The following is a 21,340-nucleotide window of genomic DNA, read 5'->3' as shown; positions in this document are numbered from 1 at the left end:
TGAGAGTATCCATGGAAGATCGCCGTACCGCCTGGTTATTGGGGCTGGCAGGCTTGTTGCCGTTCCTGCTGACCCTCGGGATGGCAGGCTGGGGCCCAGAAGGCTGGCAAGAAACCGCAGTGCGAGCGTTTTTGTGTTATAGCGCGGTGATCTTGTCGTTCCTGGGCGGTACCCATTGGGGGGCGGCGCTGCAGAATCCGCAACCGGGCCATAGCTCACGGCTGCTAATCGCCATGGCACCGAGCTTGATTGCCTGGCCCGCGCTGCTGTTCAGTCCGCTTTGGGGGCTTGCCGTGCTGTGCGTCGGCTTTGTGCTTGTTTGGGGGTACGACCTCAGCCGCAGTGGCCGCTGTGGTTGGCCCGCCTGGTACTGGCAGTTGCGCACGTTATTGACCGTCATCGTTGTGCTTGCCCACGTCGTCTTGCTGACCCACCTTTGGTGATCAAAATACCCTAGTATCCCGTCCCGTTCTGGGCCATCATCGGCACTGCCAAGGACTGCCTAAAGGAAGCCATGATGTTGCATAAAAAACTGACACTTTCCTCGATCAGCGCCACGCTCGGGATGACGGCCGTGTTGCTTTCGAGCCCGCCGGGGCTGGCGAACCAGCAGTTGATGACCGAAGTCGACGCCCAGGTGGCCGGTGAGGTTGCGGAAGACATTCAGCACAATAGCTTCAACCAGTGGCGCGACGCCTTCCGTCGCTATGCCAGGGAGCAGGGCATCAGCGAAGCGACGCTGCGAGAGGCGTTTGACCAGGTGCGCTATCGCGAACGGATTATCGAGCTCGATCGGTATCAGCCTGAGTTTGTGCGCCCCATCTGGGAATACCTTGATACGGCGGTTTCCAGCACCCGAATCAACAATGGCAAGGACCGGCTTTCAGAACATCGGCGCACTGCGCAGCAAATGGAACAGCGCTACGGTGTCCCCGCCGAAATCATTGTCGCCATCTGGGGTATCGAAAGTAATTACGGCAGCAACTTCGGCGATTTCTCCACCCTAGAAGCATTGGCGACGCTCGCCTTTGATGGCCGTCGCCAGCAGTTCGCCCGCGAGGAGCTATTGGCTGCCTTACGGATAATCCAGCAGGGCGATATCGCCGCTGAGCAAATGCGCGGCTCCTGGGCGGGTGCCATGGGGCATACCCAGTTCATCCCCACCAGTTTCGAAGCCTATGCCGTCGATGGTGACGGCGATAACCGCCGTGACATCTGGGGGAGTATTCCGGATGTCATGGCGTCAACGGCCAACTACCTGGCCCGCGCGGGCTGGCAGCCCGGGCAACCCTGGGGCGTTGAAGTCACTCTGCCCGATAACTATGACTATGCCCAGACCGGCCGCCGCGACAGTCAGACCTGGGCGCAGCAGGGTGTGGAAGCCGTGAGCGGCGAACTCCCGCGTTTCGACAGCGCCGAAGTCATCGTGCCTGCCGGGGCCGAGGGGCCCGCGTTTTTAGTCGGACCTAATTTCCGTGCCATTCTGCGCTATAACAACGCGACCAGCTACGCGCTGGCGGTGGCAACGCTGAGCGACGCCATTGCCGGGCGGGATGGCATCCAGCAAAGCTGGCCGCGTGAAGAGGCACCTTTGACGCGGGATGATGTCCAAGCGCTGCAGCGCTACCTCAACCAGGCTGGCTACGATGTTGGCGGGGCTGATGGCATCATGGGGCCCAACACCCGCCAGGGCCTGCGTGCCTTTCAGCGGGCTGAGGGATTGACCCCCGATGGCTTTGCGACGCAATCATTGCTCGAGCGGCTGCGTCAGCGGGTTGAGTAGCACTTCTTCCAAAGGATATCAGGACAGGAAATCATGATGCCCAAGGTAGTAACGACATTGTTGAGTGGTTTCGTCATGGTCACGGCACTGGCAAGCAGTCAGGCAATGGCCAATGACGACAAGGTATTTGGCTGGGTGGAAAAGGCAACGCTGCACCCCTGGGGAACTGAAGTCAAAGCCAAACTCGACAGTGGTGCCTTGACCTCGTCGCTGGACGCTCGGGACATCGAGATGTTTGAAAAGGATGACGAAGACTGGGTGCGTTTTCGTCTTAAGCTTGAAAATGAGGAAAACGGCGAGGTGTTCAGTGACGAGATCGAGCGCCCGCTATACCGCAACCTGAGGCTTCGCGGTGCCGGCGGCACGGACAGGCGCCCCGTCGTGCTGCTCAACGTGTGCATGGGCAACACCATCTACGAAGAGCAGTTCAGCCTGCGTAACCGGGAAGACATGAATTACCCGCTATTGCTGGGGCGGCGCACCATCAGCCACCTCGGCCTGCTTGATGTGCGCGAAACCTTCATGCAAGAGCCAGACTGCGACAAAGATGCAGAAGTAGTGGCCCATGACCCCGACGATGATGACGCCAGTGATAATATCTGATCCCTAAAAGAGCCGTGATAGCAGGGCGGTCACGGCGGTCTCTACTCTCAGAATACGCGGGCCAAGGTGCATGCCTTCGCAGCCCGCGTTCAACAGTTGATCCACTTCCCAGTCGATAAAGCCGCCTTCGGGGCCTATAAACAACACTGTTTCCTCATTGATGCCTCTCGGGCAAGGGGAAGCCATGCCCGGGTGGGCGACGAGACCACGGCCCTGTGCCAGTAGCGCTGGCAGATGCTCGTCGAGAAACGCCCGAAAGCCTTTCACCAGGGTCACACTGGGCATCACGGTATCGCGTGCCTGCTCAAGGCCCAGCACCAGATGCTGGTGTATCTTCTCGGGACGTAGTTCAGGGGATTGCCAATAGCTTTTTTCGACCCGTTTGGTATGCAGCAGCGTCATGCGCTTAACGCCAAGCGCGGTCACGTGTTCCAGGGTGCGTGCCAGCATGCGCGGGCGGGGTAATGCCAGTACCAGATGCACGGGCAGGGCAGGCGGTGGCGGTTCGCCAAGGTGTTCCCAGCGCAACGTTGCCTGATCGGGCCCAATGGCGGTCAATTCGGCTTTACCGATCAGCCCGTTGGCGCAACCGACGGTGAGGGTATCCCCTGGCTGGGCGCGGTGTACCTCGCGCAGGTGTGTCAAACGGCGCTGATCGCGCAACAGCGCCTGGCCGTTCTGGGCCACATCGTGAGGTTCGAGTAAAATCAGGTTCATGGCAGTGGTCGATTATTGAGTGCTTGGAAAGGTAGAGAAAAGCCCGTATGTCACGTCCCGGCCGACGCGACGCCTATTGAATATCGTTACATGGCTTGCATGGCCGTCAAGTGCAGGCACAATAACAGCAACGGGAAGCAAAGCCCTATCGCGTTTAAGGAGAATCGCCGTGCGCGTCATTCGTAAATATGCCAATCGCAGACTGTATGATACCCAACAAAGCCGTTACGTGACGCTGGAGGATCTGCGCCGTCTGATTCTCGAGGAAGAGCCGTTTCGGGTCGAAGACGCCAAAAGCGGTGAAGATCTTACGCGGACGATCCTGCTGTCGATTATCATCGAACAGGAAAGTGCCGACAGTGATGCCGAAGTGTTCTCCAACGACCTCCTGGCCCAGCTGATCCGGGTCTATGACATGTCCTCGCCGCTCCCGCTGGCGCGTTACCTGGAGCAGGGCACCCAGATCATGATGGAGCAGCAAAAGCGCATGCAGAGCCAGTGGCAGCAGGCCATGCGCCACACGCCCATGGAATTCATGCGCGAGCTGGCCGAGGAAAACATGCGCTTCTGGCAGAAGACCATGAATCAGGCACCGCCCACCGGCAAAAACGGCAGCGACGATCGTGGCCAGAGCGACGAAGCTCATGACGATAAAGCCCATGATAAAAAAGCGCATGATAAAAAGAGCGACGACAAGTCATCCTAAGCGCCAGCGACGCGCGGGCAAGCTGTGGCATAATGCCGCTATTAATCTGCTCTTCCGCAAAGAAGGATACCCATGAAGGTTTTGATGATAGGCGGCGGTGGTCGCGAACACGCGTTGGCATGGAAACTGGCTCAGTCGCCGCGCGTCTCGCAGGTGTTTGTGGCACCGGGCAATGCAGGCACCGCCGGTGAGGAAAAGCTGACCAACGTCGCCATCGAAGCAAGCGATATTTCCGCACTGGTGGCGTTTGCCCGCGAGGAAGACGTGGCGTTGACGGTGGTGGGGCCGGAAGCGCCGCTGGTCGAAGGCGTGGTGGATCAATTCCAGGCCGCGGGGCTGGCCATCTTTGGCCCGACCCAGGCAGCCGCCCAGTTGGAAGGCTCAAAATCGTTTACCAAAGACTTCCTGGCGCGTCATGCGATTCCCACGGCCGACTATCAAACCTTCACCGCCGTTGAGCCAGCGCTTGACTACCTGGCCGAGGTAGGCGCGCCCATCGTCATCAAGGCCGATGGCCTGGCGGCCGGTAAAGGCGTCATTGTGGCGATGAGCCAGCCTGAGGCCGAAGCGGCGATCCGCGACATGCTGGAAGCCAACGCCTTTGGCGATGCAGGCGCACGGGTGGTGATCGAAGAATATCTGGACGGCGAAGAGGCCAGCTTTATCGTCATGGTCGATGGCGAAAACGTGGTGCCCATGGCGACCAGCCAGGACCACAAACGCGCCTACGACGGTGACAGCGGACCCAATACCGGCGGCATGGGGGCCTACTCACCGGCGCCCGTGGTCACGCCGGATGTCGATGAGCGCATCATGCAGCAGGTGATACTGCCCACGGTCAAGGGAATGGCTGCCGAAGGCCATGCCTACAGCGGCTTTCTCTATGCCGGCCTGATGATCGACGGCCAGGGTAACCCCAAGGTGATCGAATACAACTGCCGCTTTGGTGATCCGGAAACCCAGCCCATCATGCTGCGTCTGACCTCGGATTTTGCCGCGCTGTGCCTTGCCGGTGCACAAGGCAAGCTGGCCGGTCAGCGCTGCGAGTGGGACCCTCGCGCCGCGGTGGGTGTCGTACTGGCTGCGGGCGGTTACCCGGGCAGCTACCGCAAGGGCGACGTGATTCACGGCATTGCCAATGCCGAGCGTCATGGCTGCAAGGTGTTTCATGCGGGTACCCAACACAATGACCAGGGCGATGTCCTGACGGCAGGGGGCCGCGTACTGTGCGTTACCGCCTTGGGCGATAGCGTCTCTGAGGCGCAACAGAAGGTGTATCAGGGCGTCGATGAAATCCACTGGGAGGGCGTTATCTGTCGCCGCGATATCGCTCACCGGGCGATTGCCCGGGAAGCTTGACGCTTTGATAGTTGCATGGGCATCCTGCCTCGCTTTCCGATCACAACGCTTTCCGATCACAACAAGGATAACTGGATGGAACGGGTTCAGCTCGATTTTCCCGACGCAGCGATCATTCATCGCCATTCGCTAAGCGTCCGCGTCACGGACATGAACTACGGTCGTCATCTCGGCCACGATGCGCTGGTCTCGCTGCTCCATGAGGCGCGCATCCAGGCGTTTGCCGCCCTCGATCTGCCTGAGTGGGACATGCAGGGCTATCCCAGCGTGGTGGCTGACCTGGCGGTGCAATACCAAAGCGAAGCGCGCTGGCCGGATGCCCTGGTGGTCGAAACCGCCGTACCGCCTCCCGAAGGCAAGGCGCTGATGGTCTATCAGCGCATCGCCCATGCAGAAAGCGGCAAGGCAGTGGCGACCGCGCGTATCAATCAACTGCTGATTGACATGGCGTCGGGCCGCCCGGTGACAGTACCAGAGGCGGTCGTGCAGGCATTAGCGCAAGCAAGAGGCACCTGACCGATGTCCCGTGAATATCCGATCATTGCCATCACCGGCTCGTCCGGTGCCGGTACCACCACCGTGCGGCGCAGCTTCGAGCGTATGTTCCTGCGTGAAGACGTGCACGCCGCCATGGTCGACGGCGACGCCTTCCATCGCTATACCCGCGACGAACTGCATCGCATGTTCCGCGAAGAACCCGAGCGCAAAAACGAACTGTCGCACTTTGCCGTCGAAGCCAACCTGCTGGATCGCCTCGAAGGCCTGTTCATCGAATACGGCGAGCATGGCACAGGCACCTTCAGGCACTATATTCATGCCGAAGATAAACAAAAGATCGAGGCGGGGCACAAGGTCGGTACCTTCACGGAGTGGCAGTCGCTCCCCTGCGGGACCGATTTGCTGTTTTACGAAGGCCTGCACGGTGGCCTGGTAACGGAAGAATACGACATTGCCCGTCATGTCGATCTGCTGGTGGGGGTGGCACCCACCATGAACCTGGAATGGATCCAGAAAATCGATCGCGACACCAAGATGCGCGGCTACTCCCAGGAAGCGGTCATCGACACCATTCTGGGCCGCATGGATGACTATGTGCGCTATATCCAACCGCAGTTTTCGCGCACCCATATCAATTTCCAGCGCGTGCCCACGGTGGATACCTCCAACCCCTTCGAGGTGCAGGACATCCCCACGGATGCGGAATCCTTTGTGGTCATCCGCTTCCGTGACCCTTCCACGGTAGACTTTCCCTGGCTATTGGCGATGATCAAGGATTCGTTCATGACCCGGCCCCACACCCTGGTGGTGCCCGGCGCCAGAATGTCGCTGGCCATGGAGCTTATCCTGGCACCGTTGGTGCGCCACTTGTTGTCACAGCGGCGTTTTCGTTAGGCTCACAGGTAACCGTTTACCTGTGTTGCCAGGTCACGCTCACTGAGGAGCTTTTATGGACTGTCTGTTTTGCAAGATCATCAACCGCGAAATCCCTGCGGATATTGTCTATGAAGACGAGCACGTGCTGGCGTTCAACGACATCAATCCCCAGGCACCCACGCACCAGTTGATTATCCCCAAGAAGCACATTGCCACGCTCAATGATATTCATGCCGATGACCTGGCGACCGTTGGTCGGCTGCAATATACCGCGGCGACACTCGCCCAAGAGCAGGGCTTTGCCGACGACGGCTACCGCGTCGTCATGAACTGCAACGAAATGGGCGGTCAAACGGTCTATCATATTCACATGCACCTGCTCGGCGGGCGTCAGTTTACCTGGCCCGCCGGGTAAGTCACCGTACCTTTACGACCCGCGGCCAAGGAGCGAGCCATGAGGCGTCGATGCCCCCGTTCTGACCAATGGATCTATCAGTTTGACCGTGCGCTGCGCACGCTGGCGCCACCCACGGCGCGCTCGAAAGCGCCTGCGCCGGTAGCGTCAGCCGATGAAACCCTGACCGCCTTCGAGGCCCACCACGTGGCGGGCATGATGCGCGTCAACCACAGCGGTGAAGTGTGCCTGCAAGGGCTTTACCAGGGGCAGCGGCTGTTTGCCCAACGGCCGGATGCCAGCGCACAAATGCAACAATCTGCGACCAATGATCTTGGTCATCTGGCTTTGTGTAGCCAGCGGCTGCAGCAACTGGATAGCCGTACAAGCCTGCTTGCTCCGTGTTTCTACATAGCCTCGCTGAGTATTGGCGCGACCACGGGTGTACTGAGTGAGCGCCTTGGCATGGGGCTGCTGGCCGCCAGCGAAACGCAAGCCGCCAAGCGGTTCAGTGATCAGCAGTCACGCCTGCCGAAGGCTGATCAGACATCACGTACCCTGCTTCGCAAAATGGCCGTGGAGAAAAACCACCATGCCCAACTGGCGCTGGAGGCGGGCGGTGTCAGTCTGCCTGCGCCAGTGCAGTGGCTCATGCGCGGCGCCTTCAAGGCGGTCAGTAAAACGACGTATCACGGCTAACCGCTGGCGGATACCCACAAAAAAGCCCCGCATGGCGGGGCTCAATTTACTAAAAAAGACTCAACTTATCTTGCGCAAGGTCCGAATCAGCCCGTAGCGGGGGTTATTCGCCATGGATGGCGAATGTAGCGCCCATGGAGGGGTTTACAGCGCCCCCGCCAAGGGTTGTTCGGACCAGGCTATTAAGCATCAATGCGCTTGTACTTCATGCGCTTGGGCGTGTCGTTGCCCACACGCTTCTTGTGATCTTCTTCGTAGTCGGTGTAGTTGCCGTCAAAGAAGACCACTTCCGAATCGCCCTCAAACGCCAGAATATGCGTCGCAATCCGGTCAAGGAACCAGCGGTCGTGCGAGATCACCATGGCGCAGCCCGGGAAGGCCAGCAGGGCCTCTTCCAGCGCACGCAGCGTCTCGATATCCAGATCGTTGGACGGCTCGTCAAGCAGCAGCACGTTGGCACCCTGCTTGAGCGTTTGCGCCAACTGTAAACGACCCCGCTCACCACCGGACAGCTCATCCAGGCGTTTCTGCTGGTCGTTGCCTTTAAAGTTGAAGCGACCCACGTACGCCCGCGAAGCGACCTCGTAACCATTGATGTTAAGGATATCCTGACCACCCGAAACGGCCTGCCAGACGGTCTGCTTGTCGTCCAGCGCATCACGCAACTGCTCGACATAAGCGATATCCACGGTCTCACCAATCACGACCTCGCCAGCATCGGGCTGTTCCTGGCCGGTAATCAGCTTGAACATGGTCGATTTACCGGCGCCGTTACCGCCCACAATGCCGACAATCGCACCGGGGGGAATCGAGAACGAAAGGTCCTGGTAAAGCAGCTTGTCATCGAAGCGTTTCGCCACATCATGAAACTCGATGACTTTATCCCCCAGGCGCGGGCCGGGTGGAATATAGATCTCATTGGTTTCATTCCGCTTCTGGAAATCACCGGACTGCATTTCCTCAAAGCGGTTAAGGCGTGCCTTGCTTTTCGCCTGGCGGCCCTTCGAATTGGAGCGTACCCACTCAAGCTCCTGCTTGATGGCTTTCTGGCGAGAAGCTTCCTGCTTCGCTTCCTGACCCAGGCGCTGCTCTTTCTGCTCGAGCCACTGTGAGTAATTGCCCTCGAAGGGAATACCCTGGCCGCGGTCCAGCTCAAGAATCCAGCCCGCCACGTTGTCGAGGAAGTAGCGGTCGTGGGTAATGGCGACCACGGTGCCGCTGTAGTCGTGCAGAAAGCGCTCGAGCCAGGCAACCGACTCGGCATCCAGGTGGTTGGTCGGCTCGTCGAGCAGCAGCATGTCGGGGCTTGAGAGCAGCAGACGACACAGCGCTACACGGCGGCGCTCACCGCCGGACAGGTTGCCCACCTGAGCCTCCCAGGGGGGCAGGCGAAGCGCTTCAGCGGCGACATCCAGCTTGCGCTCGATGTTATGGGCGTCAGCCGCTTCGATAATATTTTCCAGGCGTGCCTGCTCGCTCGCCAGGGCATCAAAGTCGGCGTCCGGCTCAGCGTAGGCAGCGTAAACCCCATCGAGCTTTTCCTGGGCTTCCTTGATGGCGCCCAGGGCTTCTTCGACAGTCTCACGGACATTCTTGCTGTCGTCGAGCTCCGGCTCCTGAGGCAGGTAGCCGACGTTGATTCCCGGCATCGCACGGGCTTCACCTTCAAACTCCTTATCGACACCGGCCATGATGCGCAGCAGTGTGGATTTACCCGCGCCATTCAAGCCCAGTACGCCAATCTTGGCCCCCGGGAAAAACGACAGCGAGATATCTTTAAGAATTTGCTTTTTGGGCGGCACGATCTTGCCAACCCGGTTCATGGTGAAAACGTATTGCGCCATGGAAATCCGTATAGTTGATGAAAAAAATGCCAGCGTCACCGCTGGGCGATTAGGCAGATGATAGAGCCCAGCGTGACGAAAGGCCAGCCAAGGAGGGCTCATCGCCTGGAGGCAGTTATGGTGCTGCCATTACTCTTCTTCGTCCCAGCTGTCATCGATGGCACGTTTGAGGCGGCGTTCTTCGAGCCAGGCCTCTACCTGGCGTCTAGCGCGCAGGCTATCGACCTTGCTGCTCGGTCGAGAACGGCCGTAGTGTTCGTCATTGACGGCATCAGGGGAATCGAAGTCGTCCTCTTCAGCGTCTTCAGGAGAGAAAATTTCACGATTCAAGGGATTACGGCTCATGACTGGCCCTCCAACCCAAGCCGGCGTGCCGGCGACATTATGGCTTTCTGGTTTCCAGCGCAACAGCGGTCCCAGAACCACAGAAAGCAATGGGCGCTTGGACAAGCGCCTTGCCGCTATATAACGCCGGTTAGGTTGAAGATCAAGCGTTGTCGTTTTATTTTTCTGTTCTGGGGTCTGTCTGCTTGGCCTGGAGTGCGGCTAACGCCTGCTGTGCTTCAATGCGCTCGGTAACATCTTTCTGTACGCCAATGTAGTACATCAGATTGTCGGCTTCGTCGAAAACCGGCGTGATCGACAGCTCATTCCAGAACATGGTGCCGTCTTTGCGATAGTTGCGCAGCACCTCCCGCGAAGGCTTGCCAGCATTCAGCGCCTCACGAATCGCGTTGAGAGGATCTTGGTCGCGATCCTCATTCTGCAAAAAACGGCAGTCCCGATATAAAATTTCATCGGCGCTGTAACCGGTCAGGCGTTCAAAGCCTTTGTTGACATAAATCAGGATGTTTTCGTCGCCTTCCTGTTCAGCAACCACTATGCCGTCCTCGGAGGCGTCAACCATGCGTTCGAGCAACGCGGGGCTGATCATGGGAGATCGTTTCATCAAGGGGTCCTGTTGCAGCTCCAAACCTATCGTGGCGTATTGTCACGTAATTTTTATGATAGCAAAATGCCGCTTAACGGCTGCCACCTGGTTACCATCATGGCGAGCGTTGCCCGGCTTTGCAATCCTGAACGTCACTCTGCCTCCGGCAGATGCAGGGCACTGAACATCGCCGCCAGGGCGGTGGCGGATAAAACGAGCAGCAAGGCGCTACTGCCCAGCCACTGGGCCAGAAGGCCGACCAGCCCGCCTACCAGCAGCATCAGCACGCCCGTCAAGGTATTCGAGAGCGCCACATAGAGGGCACGATTATCCTGACTGGCCATATCGACCAGGTAGGTTTTGCGACCCAGACGCACGCCGTGATGAACAATCACCAGCGCGGCGTAGACTAGCGCGTAGGGCCATATGTGCTCGGAAACGACGGCTGGCAGCCACGCAATGCCAGCCCCCAGCAAACAGCACACGGCCGTGCCGATGGCGGCATCGCGCATAACGCCTCGGCTGGACCGGTCAGCGCGCTTGCCCCAAACGGGGCTTGCTACCATGGCGGCCAGGCCGGATACCACGACCAGTAGCCCAAGGCTGCTCAGCTCACTGCCGCTTTGCTGTTGGCCAAGCAGCGCCAGGTAGGGGAGGCCCAAGGCACTGGAAAGCAACAGCGCCCTGCACAGGTTGAAATGCAAGAAGGTGCGATCTTCCTTGAGTAACGAAAGCCCCAGCTTGATGCTGTCCCAGGCATTTTCACCCCCTTCAACCGCGCCCGGCGTTTCCTCGATGCGGGCGGCACAGATCCCGTTAACGGCCCAGCCCAGTGCTGCAATGCCAAGCAGCGCTGCAAGCGTCAAACTGCCAGGAGAATCACCCAGAAGTATCAATACGCCCCCGGCGGCCAGGGTGGCCGCTCCGGCAACACTGCCGCTCCACCCCATCAGGGTGCCGCGGCGGCGTTTGGCAATGGTCTTGCCCATGACATCCTTGGTGGCGATGGACGAAAGCCCCCGGGCCAGCGACAGCATGACCAGCGCCAACAACACCAGACTGCCTCCCAGGCTACCACTGCTCCACAGCGCCAACCCTGCCAGCGCGAGTGCCGCTAGCGCCTGGAGGGTCGCACCGGCCACCCACACCCACTTGCGTTGCGGCTTGAGGCGAATGAAGCCCGCCACAAAGATCTGCGGCAACAATGCCCCGGACTCACGAATAGGCACCAGAAGCCCGACCATCCATATCGGTGCGCCGATGATGCCCATCAGCCAGGGCAATACCAGGCGCGCGCTGGACAGCTCATCCGCCAGCTTATTGCCCAATGCTGCCCATAAATGCAGCATGAAGTTACGCGGTTGCTCATGGCAGGCGCTCTCGGGAATGTCATCGCACATCCGGCTATCCTCGTCGCCGGTCAGCCACTCGTAGATGCGCGATTCAGAAAGGTCATGTCTAGCCATCAGGGCTCCTTGGCAGTCGTCGTCCTGGGCGGCTCGTTTTGACGAGCCGTGTTATTCAGTACACTCTTTAACTTACGCAGTCCAAGTACACACAGTCCAAGTACATGCAGACCAAGTACATGTAGTACATCAGGTACTCTTAGCACACGCGGACGTTAATACCCGCAGATAATACATCTCATGGATAATGGCGAGTCTCGTCAAGGAGCTCAAGGATGTCGCGCATTCAAATCCGCTATTGCACGCAATGCCAGTGGCTGCTACGCAGCGGTTGGTATGCACAGGAGTTGCTCTCCACCTTCGGCGAAGCGCTGGGCGAAGTGGCGCTTTGCCCAAGTCACGGCGGCACCTTCGAAATCTGGTGCGACGATGCTCTGCTATGGGAGCGCAAGCGTGATGACGGCTTCCCGGATATAAAAACCCTCAAGCAGCGGGTGCGAGACCAGGTTGAACCAGCCCGCAACCTCGGTCATACCGACCGATGAATCAGGACCGCCAAGCAATTCTATATGGCTTGGGGGCGGTTGCCCTCTGGTCTACCGTCGCCACCGCTTTCAAGGTGGCCTTGACCTGGATGTCGCCCCTGGAACTGATGTGGCTGGCGGTGTTGGTCTCCTGGCTGCTGATGGGCATTCTGGTGGTGTACCAGGGTAACGCCAGAATAGCGCTAAACAGCGGCTGGAAAACCGCTGCCTGGGCCGGGCTTATGAACCCGGTTGCCTATTATCTGGTGCTGTTTGCCGCCTATGATCGGCTGCCCGGCCAGGAAGCCATGGCGCTGAATTATACCTGGGCACTGGCCATGGCGTTTCTGGCGGTACCGCTTTTGGGGCACCGCCTGACCGTCAAGGATGTCGCCGCTGGGCTGGTCGCCTACGCGGGCGTCTGGGTGATCGCCACCCGTGGCAATGTGTTCGATGTCCACTTTGCCGACCCGCTTGGCGTGGCCTTTGCGCTAGCGTCCACGCTGCTGTGGGCGCTTTACTGGCTGCTCAATGCCCGCGACAAACGCCAGCCCTTGGTGGGCCAGTGGCAAAACTTCACCGTTGGGTTGCCGGTTTTGACGCTGTTGCTGTTATGGGGGCCAGGGTTTCAGTGGCATGGCGGCTCGGCGCTGATGGCCGGTATTTATGTGGGCCTGTTCGAGATGGGGATCGCCTTTATTTTGTGGCAGCTCGCGGTTCATAAGGTGTCACGCACCGCCAAGGTTGCAAACCTGATCTTTCTTTCGCCCCCGGTGTCGCTTTTGTTACTGTTTGTAGTCGTTGGTGAGTCGATTTATCCTTCAACCTTGGTAGGCCTGGTGCTTATTCTGGCTGGGCTAGGCTGGCAGCAAAGGCGTCAATCATAGGGTTAGGTCTTTTTTATCAGCTTTTTAAACAAATCATGCGGCATTAGGTGACGTATCAATGCCTGCTTAATAAGAAAATAACGGCGTTTTGGCTTTGTACATGATGCAATTTTGTTTTACAATAATTTACATTAATATGTGTGACGTAACTCGTGCGTTATAAGCTATAAAGAGCAAATACGTCATCAAGGTGCTTAAGCTCTTTTGATGAGTCACATTGACACGTAAGGCGCTAGAGCCTAGCACCATCAGGGTAGGGAAACCGGGAAAGGATGCGCCACCTGAACATAGATATGGTTGGGTGAGTCCCGCGATAAAAAAATAACGTATCAATTGCTATCGGTGACTGCGGTGGCTTTGCTGCAGTCGCTGTCTCATATTCCATGAGGGGACCACAGATGAAAAAACTCAGCGCCACCAACGGGCTTTACCAACGATTTGGCTTGGCACGCATCATTCAGGCGGCGGCTTTCGGCACTAGCCTGACACTTCTTCCGCTCAGTCAGGCGATGGCTCAGTCGCTTCCATCCGATATGGCCATACCGGGGTCATCCAACCTGCAAGAGACTGTCCAGCAGGCGATTACCCAGAATCCCGAAGTCAACGCGGCGTTCCGCGCTTTCAGTGCAGCGGGTTACGACAGGGATGAAGCCTGGGGCGGTTATCTGCCAAGCGTGGACGCCTCCGCTGGCGTGGGCCGGGAGTCTGTCGAAGGGGATGGTCGCGGTAGCTATAGCACTGACTACGTACAGCTTGAATTGACCCAGATGGTCTATGACGGTTTTGCGACGGCCGGACGGGTAGAGCAGCTGGACCGGGCGGAGCTGGTGCGCTACTACGAATTGCTGGGCGCCAGTGAAAACGTTGCCCTGGAAGCGACCCGGGCCTACGCCGATGTGCTGCGCTATCGCGAGCTGGTTCGCCTGGCTCAGGATAATTACCGCCAGCACATGCGGGTCTACGATCAGATCGAAGAGCGCGCACTCTCCGGCGCGGGCCGCGGTGTTGACCTTGAACAGATTACCGGTCGTGTCGCACTGGCCGAATCCAACCTGCTGACCGAAGCCTCGAACCTCCACGATGTCTCGGCGCGCTATAACCGCATCGTCGGTGACCTGCCGGTAGAAAACCTTGACCCTACACCGGAGCTCTCGGGTGAGCTACCCAGCTCGGTGCAAGAAGCCGTCAACCTTGCCTTCGAAGGTAACCCTGACTTCCACGCCGCGATTGAAGACATCGCCGCGTCGCGTGCGGAGCGGGACATTACGGAAGCAGGTTTCCATCCGCGGTTGGATATCGTTGGGCGCACCGGCAGCAACAACGACGATTCGTCTGCCATTGGTCGCCGTGACCAGAGCAGCATCGAACTGGTTGCCAGCATGAACCTGTATCGGGGTGGCTCGGATCTGGCCTCATTCCGTGCCGCCAGCGAACGCATCGAGGAAGCCGTGGAAAATCGCGAGCTGGCCTGTCGCAACGTTCGTCAAACCACCCAGATCGCCTACGGCGACACCCAGCGGCTGCGCGAGCAGATGCGCTACCTGAATCAGCATCGCCAATCCATTGATCGTGTGCGCGGTGCCTATCAGCAGCAGTTCGATATCGGCGAGCGCACCCTGCTCGACGTGCTGGACAGTGAAAACGAGTTCTTCGAAGCCAGCCGTGCTTACGTCAACGCCCAGTATGACGTCGCCATTGCCGACGCCGAGACGCTGGCCTCAATGGGTCACCTGATGCGCACTCTGGACGTATCGCGCGCCGACATGCCGAGCCTTTCGGACCTGGGTAGTGATGGCGTCCAGATTGATGGCGAGGCTATCTGCCCGACTCAAGCGCCTGCCAACTACACGCTTGAAGATCTGGTAGGCAGTACTGGTAATGGTACGTCTCCGTATGTCAGTACGACGCACGCGTTTGATGGGGATCGCGCCATCGATTCGCTTTCGGTCGCTGATGTGTCAGACAAGTCCTCCATGCTTCCCTCATCGTTCACCGATGAGATCATTAACGCCACCCCAGCGAAAGCAGGTTCTTTCCTTCAGGTCGCGGCCCTGAGTAATCAGTCATCGGCCGTTGAGTTACAAAAAGAACTAGAAGGTCAGTTGAACATGCCAACCCGCATCGTAAACGGCGGAGGCTTTTACCGTGTTCAGGTTAGCACCCCCGCGGATGCAGAATCAGGCTTTCGTCGCCAGTTGAGCGATATGGGATATGATGAAGCGTTTCCTGTCAGCAGTTAAGTAAGAGGATGGCACTGTAGGTTGCTTCGCGTTCCGTCTGTCTTGGTAACCAGGATTCGTTACCAAGACAAGAACGCGAGGCAGTATCGCTGGGCGCACTCATCAGTGCAGGGCGCATTTATGATTTGGGGTATGTGTGTCTAACGAAAAAGACGTAGCATCAGACGAACCATCTAACCGAACCGATACAGACGAGCTTCTGGAATGTTTGGTAGCCGTCGCCTCCATTCATCACCACGATGCCACACGAGAAGCGCTTATTGCCGGTCTCCCACTGGAAGACGGCAGGCTGACGCCCGGCGTGCTGGGGCGTGCGGCGGCGCGCGCCGATTTGACGGCCCGGCTCGTCAAATCACGCCTTTCGCAGCTGAACCCTGCCCTGTTTCCGGCGATTCTGCTACTGGAGTCGGGGCGCGCCTGCGTGCTGCTCAACCTGGACATTAAAAACGGTCAGGCGGAAGTCATTTTCCCCGAGCTGGGCGAGGCAAGCTCCATTGTCAGCCTGGTCGGCCTGCAAGACGCCTACAGCGGTCAGGCAGCCTATGTCAGACCCAAGTTCCGCTTTGATGCGCGTGGCCCTGAGGTCAAGAAGCAGCGCTCGCGGCACTGGTTCTGGGGGGTTATCCGCGAAAACCGCAAGCTTTACCGCGATGTCTTGATCGGCTCGGCGGTGATTAACCTGTTTGCCGTCGCCATGCCGCTGTTCGTGATGAACGTATACGACCGGGTAGTCCCCAACGCGGCTACCGAGACGCTCTGGGTACTGGCCGTCGGCATCTTTATCGTGCTGTGCTTCGACCTGGCGCTGCGCCTGATGCGCAACGCCTTTGTGGATCTGGCGGCCAGCCGTGCCGATGTAAAACTGACGTCCAGCATCATGTCACGGGTGCTCGGCATGCGCATGGAAGCCAAGCCTGCGTCCACAGGCTCGTTTACCGCCACGCTGCAATCCTTTGAATCCGTCCGGGCGTTTATTGGCTCTGCCACCATCGTGGCGCTTGTGGACCTGCCTTTTGTCATCCTGTTTGCCGCGATTATCGCGCTGATCGGGGTGCCACTGGTGATTCCCATCGTGGTCGGCGCGGTGTTCGTTTTTCTTTATGCACTGGCCGCGCAGAGCAAGCTGCACGAACTTTCCGAAACCACCTGGCGCATCGGCGCCCAGCGCAATGCCACCCTGGTGGAGGCCGTCGGCAACCTGGAAACCGTTAAAACCTTGCGCAGTGAAAGCCGTCTGCAGGGCATGTGGGAGCGGGCGTCGGCGTTTCTTTCCCGCACGGCGGCGCAGTTGCGCCTGGTCAGCTCCTCCGTCACCAGTGTGGCGCTATGGACACAACACACGGTGGCGGTGGCGATCATCATTATCGGGGTCTACATGATCATCGAAGGTGATTTGACCCAGGGCGGGCTGATCGCCGCTTACCTGCTATCTTCCCGGGCAATGGCGCCGATCAGCCAGGCGGCGGGGTTGATGGCCCAATACCACCAGTCATCCACGGCGCTTGAATCCCTCAACGAGGTGATGGACAAGCCCACCGAGCGCGTTGAGGGCAAGGCCTATATCAGTCGCCCCGTGGTCCACGGCGATATCAAGTTCGACGGCGTCAGCCTGAGCTACCCTGAGGCAGAGCGCAGCGCGCTCAATGACGTGAGCTTCCGGCTCAAGCCGGGTGAAAAGGTGGCCCTGATTGGCCGGATCGGTTCGGGCAAGTCAACCCTCAGCAAGCTGTTGCTGGCACTTTATCAGCCCACGAGCGGTGCCATCTTCCTGGATGATGTCGACATACGTCAGTTCGACCCCATGCAACTGCGGCGGCATATCGGCTACGTGCCCCAGGATATCGCGCTGTTTTTCGGCACACTGCGCGAGAACATCGTCGCCGGAGCGGGCAGCGAGGGCGTTGACGACGAAGCGCTGCTGGAGGCTGTCCGATTGAGCGGCCTCGAGTCACTGGTGAAATCCAATCCTTACGGGCTGGATCTGCCGGTCGGTGAGGGAGGCAACATGCTCTCCGGCGGTCAGCGTCAATCGGTCGCCGTTGCGCGTGCGCTGGTGAACAGCCCGAGCGTGCTGCTGCTAGACGAACCCACCAGCGCGATGGACCACGCCAGTGAAGAGGTGCTGAAAAAAAACCTGACGCATTTCAGTCAAGAAAAAACCATGGTGATCGTCACCCACCGCACGTCGCTGCTGTCACTTGTCGACCGCATTATCGTGATGGACGCGGGCAAGATCGTTGCGGACGGCCCCCGCGAGCAAGTCGTCGAAGCCTTGCGTAAAGGCCAGGTCGGGAGGGCGAACTAATGGCGAAAAAACGCAAATCCGCCGAACAGCAAGGCTTTGAAGCGCTGGGGCGGTTCAGCGAGAAGGGCGGCAAACCCTTTCGCCCGTTCATGGACCGTTTGTTTTCCAAGCGTGTCACCTCGGCCCATATAAGTCGCGACTGGGCCAGTGACGCCGACTGGGCGCGCATGCAGCAGGATCCTCTCCGCGCACGCGGATTTCTCTACGGCATCGTGCTGGCCGTCATCGCGCTGCTGGTCTGGGCTTCCTTTGCGGAAATTGACGAAGTGACTCGCGGCCAGGGGCGTGTCATCCCCTCGCAACAGCTGCAGCGCGTTCAGTCATTCGATGGTGGCGTGGTCCAGGAGATCCTCGTCCAGGAAGGCCAGATGGTCGAGGCGGGCGAAGTCATCATGCGCATCGACCCGACCCGCTTTGTTTCCGATTTCCGTGAGAACCGCGTTCAAGCGCAGGCGCTAAAAGCCCGTGCCGAGCGGCTGCGTGCCCTGGTGACGGATTCTGACTTCTCGCCCAGTGATGAGCTGATGGCAGAAGCGCCCCTCGTCGTTTCGCAGGAGCGTGAAGCCTATCAAAGCAGTCTGTACGAGTTACGCCAGCAGGAAGCCGTTATTCGCGACCGCATCCGCCAACGTGAAGCCGAGTTGCTCGAGGCAAAACTACGGCGTGACACCGCCAGTCGTGAGTTGCAGATGGCCAGTGAAGAGCTTCAGCTCACGCGACCCTTGCTGTCCTCCGGTGCCGTATCGGAAGTCGAAGTGCTGCGTCTGGAGCGCGAAGTTTCCCGCAATCGTGGCGAGCGCGACCAGGCCAATGCGGCGATCGAGCGGCTCGAGGCCGCTGTTGAGGAAAGTGAATCGCAACTGCGCGAGTTGGGTGCTGAACGGCGTAGCCGCTGGCGCAACGATCTGTCCGACACGCTGAGTGAAATCGCGGCGCTGGATGAAGGCAGTTCAGGCTTGCAGAATCGCGTGCAGCTCGCCGACATTCGTTCGCCGGTGAAGGGGGTCGTGCAAACGCTTCACATCACGACCATCGGGGGCGTCGCCCAAGCCGGGCAGGAAGTGGTCGATATTATTCCCACCGACGACCGGCTACTGGTCGAGGCGCGCATTGCCCCCCAGGACATTGCCTTTCTGAGTCCGGGGCAAGAGGCCACCGTCAAACTGACGGCCTACGACTATTCCCAGTATGGCGGTTTAAAAGCCGAGCTCGAAAACATCAGTGCCGACACCATTACCGATGACGATGACAACACCTTCTACCGTGTACGGGTCCGTACCGAGCAGGGTGAGATCAATAATGAAGAAATGGACATCATTCCCGGCATGACAGCCCAGGTGGACATCATGACCGGCAAGCGTACGGTGATGGAGTTTCTCCTGAAGCCCGTCCTGCGCGCGTGGAATAATTCACTAGGGGAACGCTGATGACCCATCTTTTTGTCACACAAGACCAGGCGTTGATGCCCCGCTGGCAAGCCGCTTTTGCCGAGGCTGAGTGCGTCACGGCTGAGCAGGCCGAAGGGCTGGCGGATACGGCTGCCCTGGTATGGGTGCTAAAAGAAGAGCATGGCAATGACAGCCCTTCTCTCGTGCGCCGCCTGTCCCAGCGTACCACCGTTGTGGTGCTCTCGATGATGCCGGAAAACGGGGCGGCGATGGACGCACTTCAACAAGGCGCAAGAGGCTACGCCCATGCGCTGAGCCCCGCCGAGACGCTAAAACAAATCGCCACGGTGGTAATGAACCAGGGTATCTGGGTACCGGCCGATCTGATGGCCCAGGTTATGGGGAGTACCTGGCGGCTACTCAAGGGTGACGAACAGGTTCAATCATCGGTGCTCGAAGTGCTGACCCAGCGCGAGCGCGAAGTGGCGTTGGCCGTGGCCAAGGGAGCCAGCAATAAAGTAGTGGCCCGAGAGCTCGATATCACGGAAAGAACCGTGAAAGCGCACCTGACCGCCATTTTTGCCAAGCTTGATATCCATGATCGGTTACAGCTGATCATCAAGCTGACGGGCAAAGGGGCATCAGCAAAGGCAAACGAGGCCTCCAGGTTATCCACCTCACAGTAGTTAGCCAGTAGCAAGCGGCGATCACCTCTATGATAGTGGATAGCAGTCTGTCAGCCTTGACGCCCAGCTATCCACCCACCTTTTCGATGCCGCTGGGGGCTTTCAAGCATCCCAGATGAAGTGCCTACCGAAATAGTCCCCATCCTGTACCACAGTCCAATACTAAGCTTTCCCAGCCTGGCCTAATGTGACTATCAATATAAAACCTTATTTCTGTTGTTAGAGGATGACTCCTATGAGCATTGCAACCGTCGTTACCATTACCGGTCAGGCCTGGGCACGCGACCCTGACGGCAACCTGCGCGAACTGGCTATCGGTGATGTGCTTCAGGAAGGCGAAACGCTCGTCACCTCTACCAACGGTAGTGTTCAGCTTGATTTTGACGACGGCTTGCCGCCCACCACCATTGGTGCTGACGAAGAAGTCGCTATCACCAATGACGTGGATGCCGAGAACGCCCCTACCGAAGAAGAAACCGTCGCCCAGGACGGCGAGGTAGAAGCGCTCCTCTCCGCACTTGAGGAAGAAGACGGCGACCTGCTCGATCTGCTTGAAGCAACCGCCGCAGGTGGTGGTGCTGCTGGCGGCGGCGGCGGAGGCTCCGACTTCGTCCAGCTCGCGCGTATCGAAGAGTCGGTCCAAGGTTTGCAGTATGACTATGCTGTTGGCGCTGATGAAGGGCCTGAGACGGTCGAGTTTGCAGCAGCGCTGGCTGACGCTGATGACGAGATCGAAGGTAACCCGACGGCAGGTTTGACAACGATCACGCTTGATGAAAGTCAGTTGGTGTTTGGTGAACAAGCGCCAATCAATGACGACTTCCCGGGTGGTTTACCTGTTCAGCCCCCTGGTGCCTCCACGCCCAGTTTCAATAGCGTTACGGTTACCGGCAGCATCGACTTTAGCTTTGGACCCCTGGGCGCTGGCAGCATCGGCTTTGCCGGAATGGATGGTCAGACAATCGGCATTGGCCAGGAGAGCTTTAACCTGGACTGGGATGCCGCTAGCAACACCCTTACGGCCTCCAATGAGCGTGTACAGAGCAACAATCCTGACGAACCGTTCCTGTTCCAAATTCAGATTGATCCTCAAACAGGTGAATTCACCCTCACCCTGGCTAATAATCTGCTACATGAAGAGGGTACTGAAGAAGCTCTAGCCAGCCTCGTCTATACCGTTACGGATGCAGGTGGTAATACGGCTTCTAATAATCTTAATATCACTATATTGGATGATGGGCCAGTGCTGGATGAAGGCTATCTGGAAAGCTTCCAGCTAGCCTTCGGCGTTGACGAAGCCGGTCTGGTGGACAACGACAGCGTCAGCGACCGCACCAACGTGCGCGACGCGCTCAACACCGCCGGCGTGATCAACTACGGCGCCGACGGCGAACAGGGCGAGACCCTCGCCCTCAGCCTGACGCTGAACAGCGACGGCGAGAGCGCACCGGCCTCCGGCCTGTACGCCCTGGATGCCGACAGCACCGGTCAAGG

Annotated in this window: 21 protein-coding genes; 16 read left to right on the top strand and 5 right to left on the bottom strand. The window is 58.7% G+C overall.

Translation table 11 applies throughout. The features are described 5' to 3' along the window. Positions 1–11 precede the first annotated feature (11 nt). The 3 genes from BMX75_RS14110 (at position 12) to rloA3 (ending at position 2,386) form a co-directional block, all read left to right on the top strand. On the top strand, positions 12–443 hold the full coding sequence (locus BMX75_RS14110) for a DUF3429 domain-containing protein (protein WP_092828982.1): 432 nt from the start codon (positions 12–14) through the stop codon (positions 441–443). Positions 444–565: 122 nt separating this feature from the next. Further along, positions 566–1,783, top strand: a complete 1,218-nt coding sequence (locus tag BMX75_RS14105; protein ID WP_245748578.1) for a lytic murein transglycosylase — start codon at positions 566–568, stop codon at positions 1,781–1,783. A 33-nt stretch (positions 1,784–1,816) separates the two neighbouring features. Continuing rightward, a complete protein-coding gene (gene rloA3 / locus BMX75_RS14100) occupies positions 1,817–2,386 on the top strand; it encodes a retropepsin-like aspartic peptidase RloA3 (RefSeq protein WP_422822074.1) in 570 nt (189 codons plus the stop codon). A 3-nt stretch (positions 2,387–2,389) separates the two neighbouring features. Here the strand turns inward: rloA3 and BMX75_RS14095 are convergent, their stop codons facing one another. Then, positions 2,390–3,103: a 16S rRNA (uracil(1498)-N(3))-methyltransferase gene (locus tag BMX75_RS14095; RefSeq protein ID WP_092828976.1), complete on the bottom strand. Its 714-nt coding sequence runs from the start codon at positions 3,101–3,103 to the stop codon at positions 2,390–2,392. A gap of 169 nt (positions 3,104–3,272) precedes the next feature. Between BMX75_RS14095 and phaR the strand changes: the two genes are divergently transcribed. The 6 genes from phaR to coq7 all read left to right on the top strand — a co-directional run bounded on the left by phaR (position 3,273) and on the right by coq7 (position 7,635). Then, positions 3,273–3,809: a polyhydroxyalkanoate synthesis repressor PhaR gene (gene phaR / locus BMX75_RS14090; RefSeq protein ID WP_092828974.1), complete on the top strand. Its 537-nt coding sequence runs from the start codon at positions 3,273–3,275 to the stop codon at positions 3,807–3,809. 72 nt (positions 3,810–3,881) lie between these two features. Beyond that, the gene (gene purD, locus BMX75_RS14085; protein WP_092828972.1) at positions 3,882–5,168 is read left to right on the top strand and encodes a phosphoribosylamine--glycine ligase; all 1,287 of its coding nucleotides are present in this window, start codon (positions 3,882–3,884) and stop codon (positions 5,166–5,168) included. A 75-nt stretch (positions 5,169–5,243) separates the two neighbouring features. Then, positions 5,244–5,684 (top strand): acyl-CoA thioesterase, encoded by a 441-nt coding sequence (locus BMX75_RS14080; protein WP_092828970.1) that lies wholly within the window; start codon positions 5,244–5,246, stop codon positions 5,682–5,684. A gap of 3 nt (positions 5,685–5,687) precedes the next feature. Further along, positions 5,688–6,560 (top strand): phosphoribulokinase, encoded by an 873-nt coding sequence (locus tag BMX75_RS14075; RefSeq protein ID WP_066321750.1) that lies wholly within the window; start codon positions 5,688–5,690, stop codon positions 6,558–6,560. 55 nt (positions 6,561–6,615) lie between these two features. Continuing rightward, complete coding sequence (locus BMX75_RS14070) at positions 6,616–6,957, top strand: histidine triad nucleotide-binding protein (protein ID WP_066321751.1); 342 nt, start codon at positions 6,616–6,618, stop codon at positions 6,955–6,957. Positions 6,958–6,996: 39 nt separating this feature from the next. Next, positions 6,997–7,635 (top strand): 2-polyprenyl-3-methyl-6-methoxy-1,4-benzoquinone monooxygenase, encoded by a 639-nt coding sequence (gene coq7 / locus BMX75_RS14065; protein ID WP_092828968.1) that lies wholly within the window; start codon positions 6,997–6,999, stop codon positions 7,633–7,635. A 182-nt stretch (positions 7,636–7,817) separates the two neighbouring features. Here the strand turns inward: coq7 and ettA are convergent, their stop codons facing one another. The 4 genes from ettA to BMX75_RS14045 form a co-directional block, all read right to left on the bottom strand. Then, complete coding sequence (gene ettA / locus BMX75_RS14060; protein WP_092828966.1) at positions 7,818–9,479, bottom strand: energy-dependent translational throttle protein EttA; 1,662 nt, start codon at positions 9,477–9,479, stop codon at positions 7,818–7,820. Positions 9,480–9,608: 129 nt separating this feature from the next. Then, a complete protein-coding gene (locus tag BMX75_RS14055; RefSeq protein WP_092828964.1) occupies positions 9,609–9,824 on the bottom strand; it encodes a PA3496 family putative envelope integrity protein in 216 nt (71 codons plus the stop codon). Positions 9,825–9,981: 157 nt separating this feature from the next. Continuing rightward, positions 9,982–10,428, bottom strand: a complete 447-nt coding sequence (locus BMX75_RS14050; RefSeq protein ID WP_092828962.1) for a PAS domain S-box protein — start codon at positions 10,426–10,428, stop codon at positions 9,982–9,984. A gap of 134 nt (positions 10,429–10,562) precedes the next feature. Continuing rightward, entirely contained in the window at positions 10,563–11,876 is a 1,314-nt protein-coding gene (locus BMX75_RS14045) for an MFS transporter (RefSeq protein WP_092828960.1), read from the bottom strand. Positions 11,877–12,091: 215 nt separating this feature from the next. On the opposite strand from BMX75_RS14045, the gene BMX75_RS14040 reads away from it, so the two are divergent. The 7 genes from BMX75_RS14040 to BMX75_RS14010 all read left to right on the top strand — a co-directional run. Next, positions 12,092–12,361 (top strand): Rdx family protein, encoded by a 270-nt coding sequence (locus BMX75_RS14040; RefSeq protein ID WP_092828958.1) that lies wholly within the window; start codon positions 12,092–12,094, stop codon positions 12,359–12,361. Beyond that, entirely contained in the window at positions 12,358–13,227 is an 870-nt protein-coding gene (locus BMX75_RS14035) for a DMT family transporter (RefSeq protein ID WP_092828956.1), read from the top strand. The genes BMX75_RS14040 and BMX75_RS14035 overlap by 4 nt, the downstream gene beginning before the upstream one ends. 398 nt (positions 13,228–13,625) lie before the next feature. After that, positions 13,626–15,467, top strand: a complete 1,842-nt coding sequence (locus BMX75_RS14030) for a TolC family outer membrane protein (RefSeq protein ID WP_092828954.1) — start codon at positions 13,626–13,628, stop codon at positions 15,465–15,467. Between the two features lie 136 nt (positions 15,468–15,603). Continuing rightward, positions 15,604–17,772, top strand: coding sequence for a type I secretion system permease/ATPase (locus BMX75_RS14025; protein ID WP_092828952.1), 2,169 nt, complete (start codon positions 15,604–15,606; stop codon positions 17,770–17,772). Continuing rightward, a complete protein-coding gene (locus tag BMX75_RS14020) occupies positions 17,772–19,199 on the top strand; it encodes an HlyD family type I secretion periplasmic adaptor subunit (protein ID WP_092828950.1) in 1,428 nt (475 codons plus the stop codon). The genes BMX75_RS14025 and BMX75_RS14020 overlap by 1 nt, the downstream gene beginning before the upstream one ends. Beyond that, positions 19,199–19,846: a response regulator transcription factor gene (locus BMX75_RS14015; protein WP_092828948.1), complete on the top strand. Its 648-nt coding sequence runs from the start codon at positions 19,199–19,201 to the stop codon at positions 19,844–19,846. The genes BMX75_RS14020 and BMX75_RS14015 overlap by 1 nt, the downstream gene beginning before the upstream one ends. A 235-nt stretch (positions 19,847–20,081) precedes the next feature. Next, positions 20,082–21,340: retention module-containing protein (locus tag BMX75_RS14010; protein WP_175474746.1), on the top strand; the 1,259-nt coding region annotated here is incomplete at its 3' end.

Source organism: Vreelandella subterranea (assembly GCF_900111305.1).
Taxonomy (GTDB): Bacteria; Pseudomonadota; Gammaproteobacteria; order Pseudomonadales; family Halomonadaceae; genus Vreelandella; species Vreelandella subterranea.
This window is presented reverse-complemented; position numbering and strand designations above follow the sequence as displayed.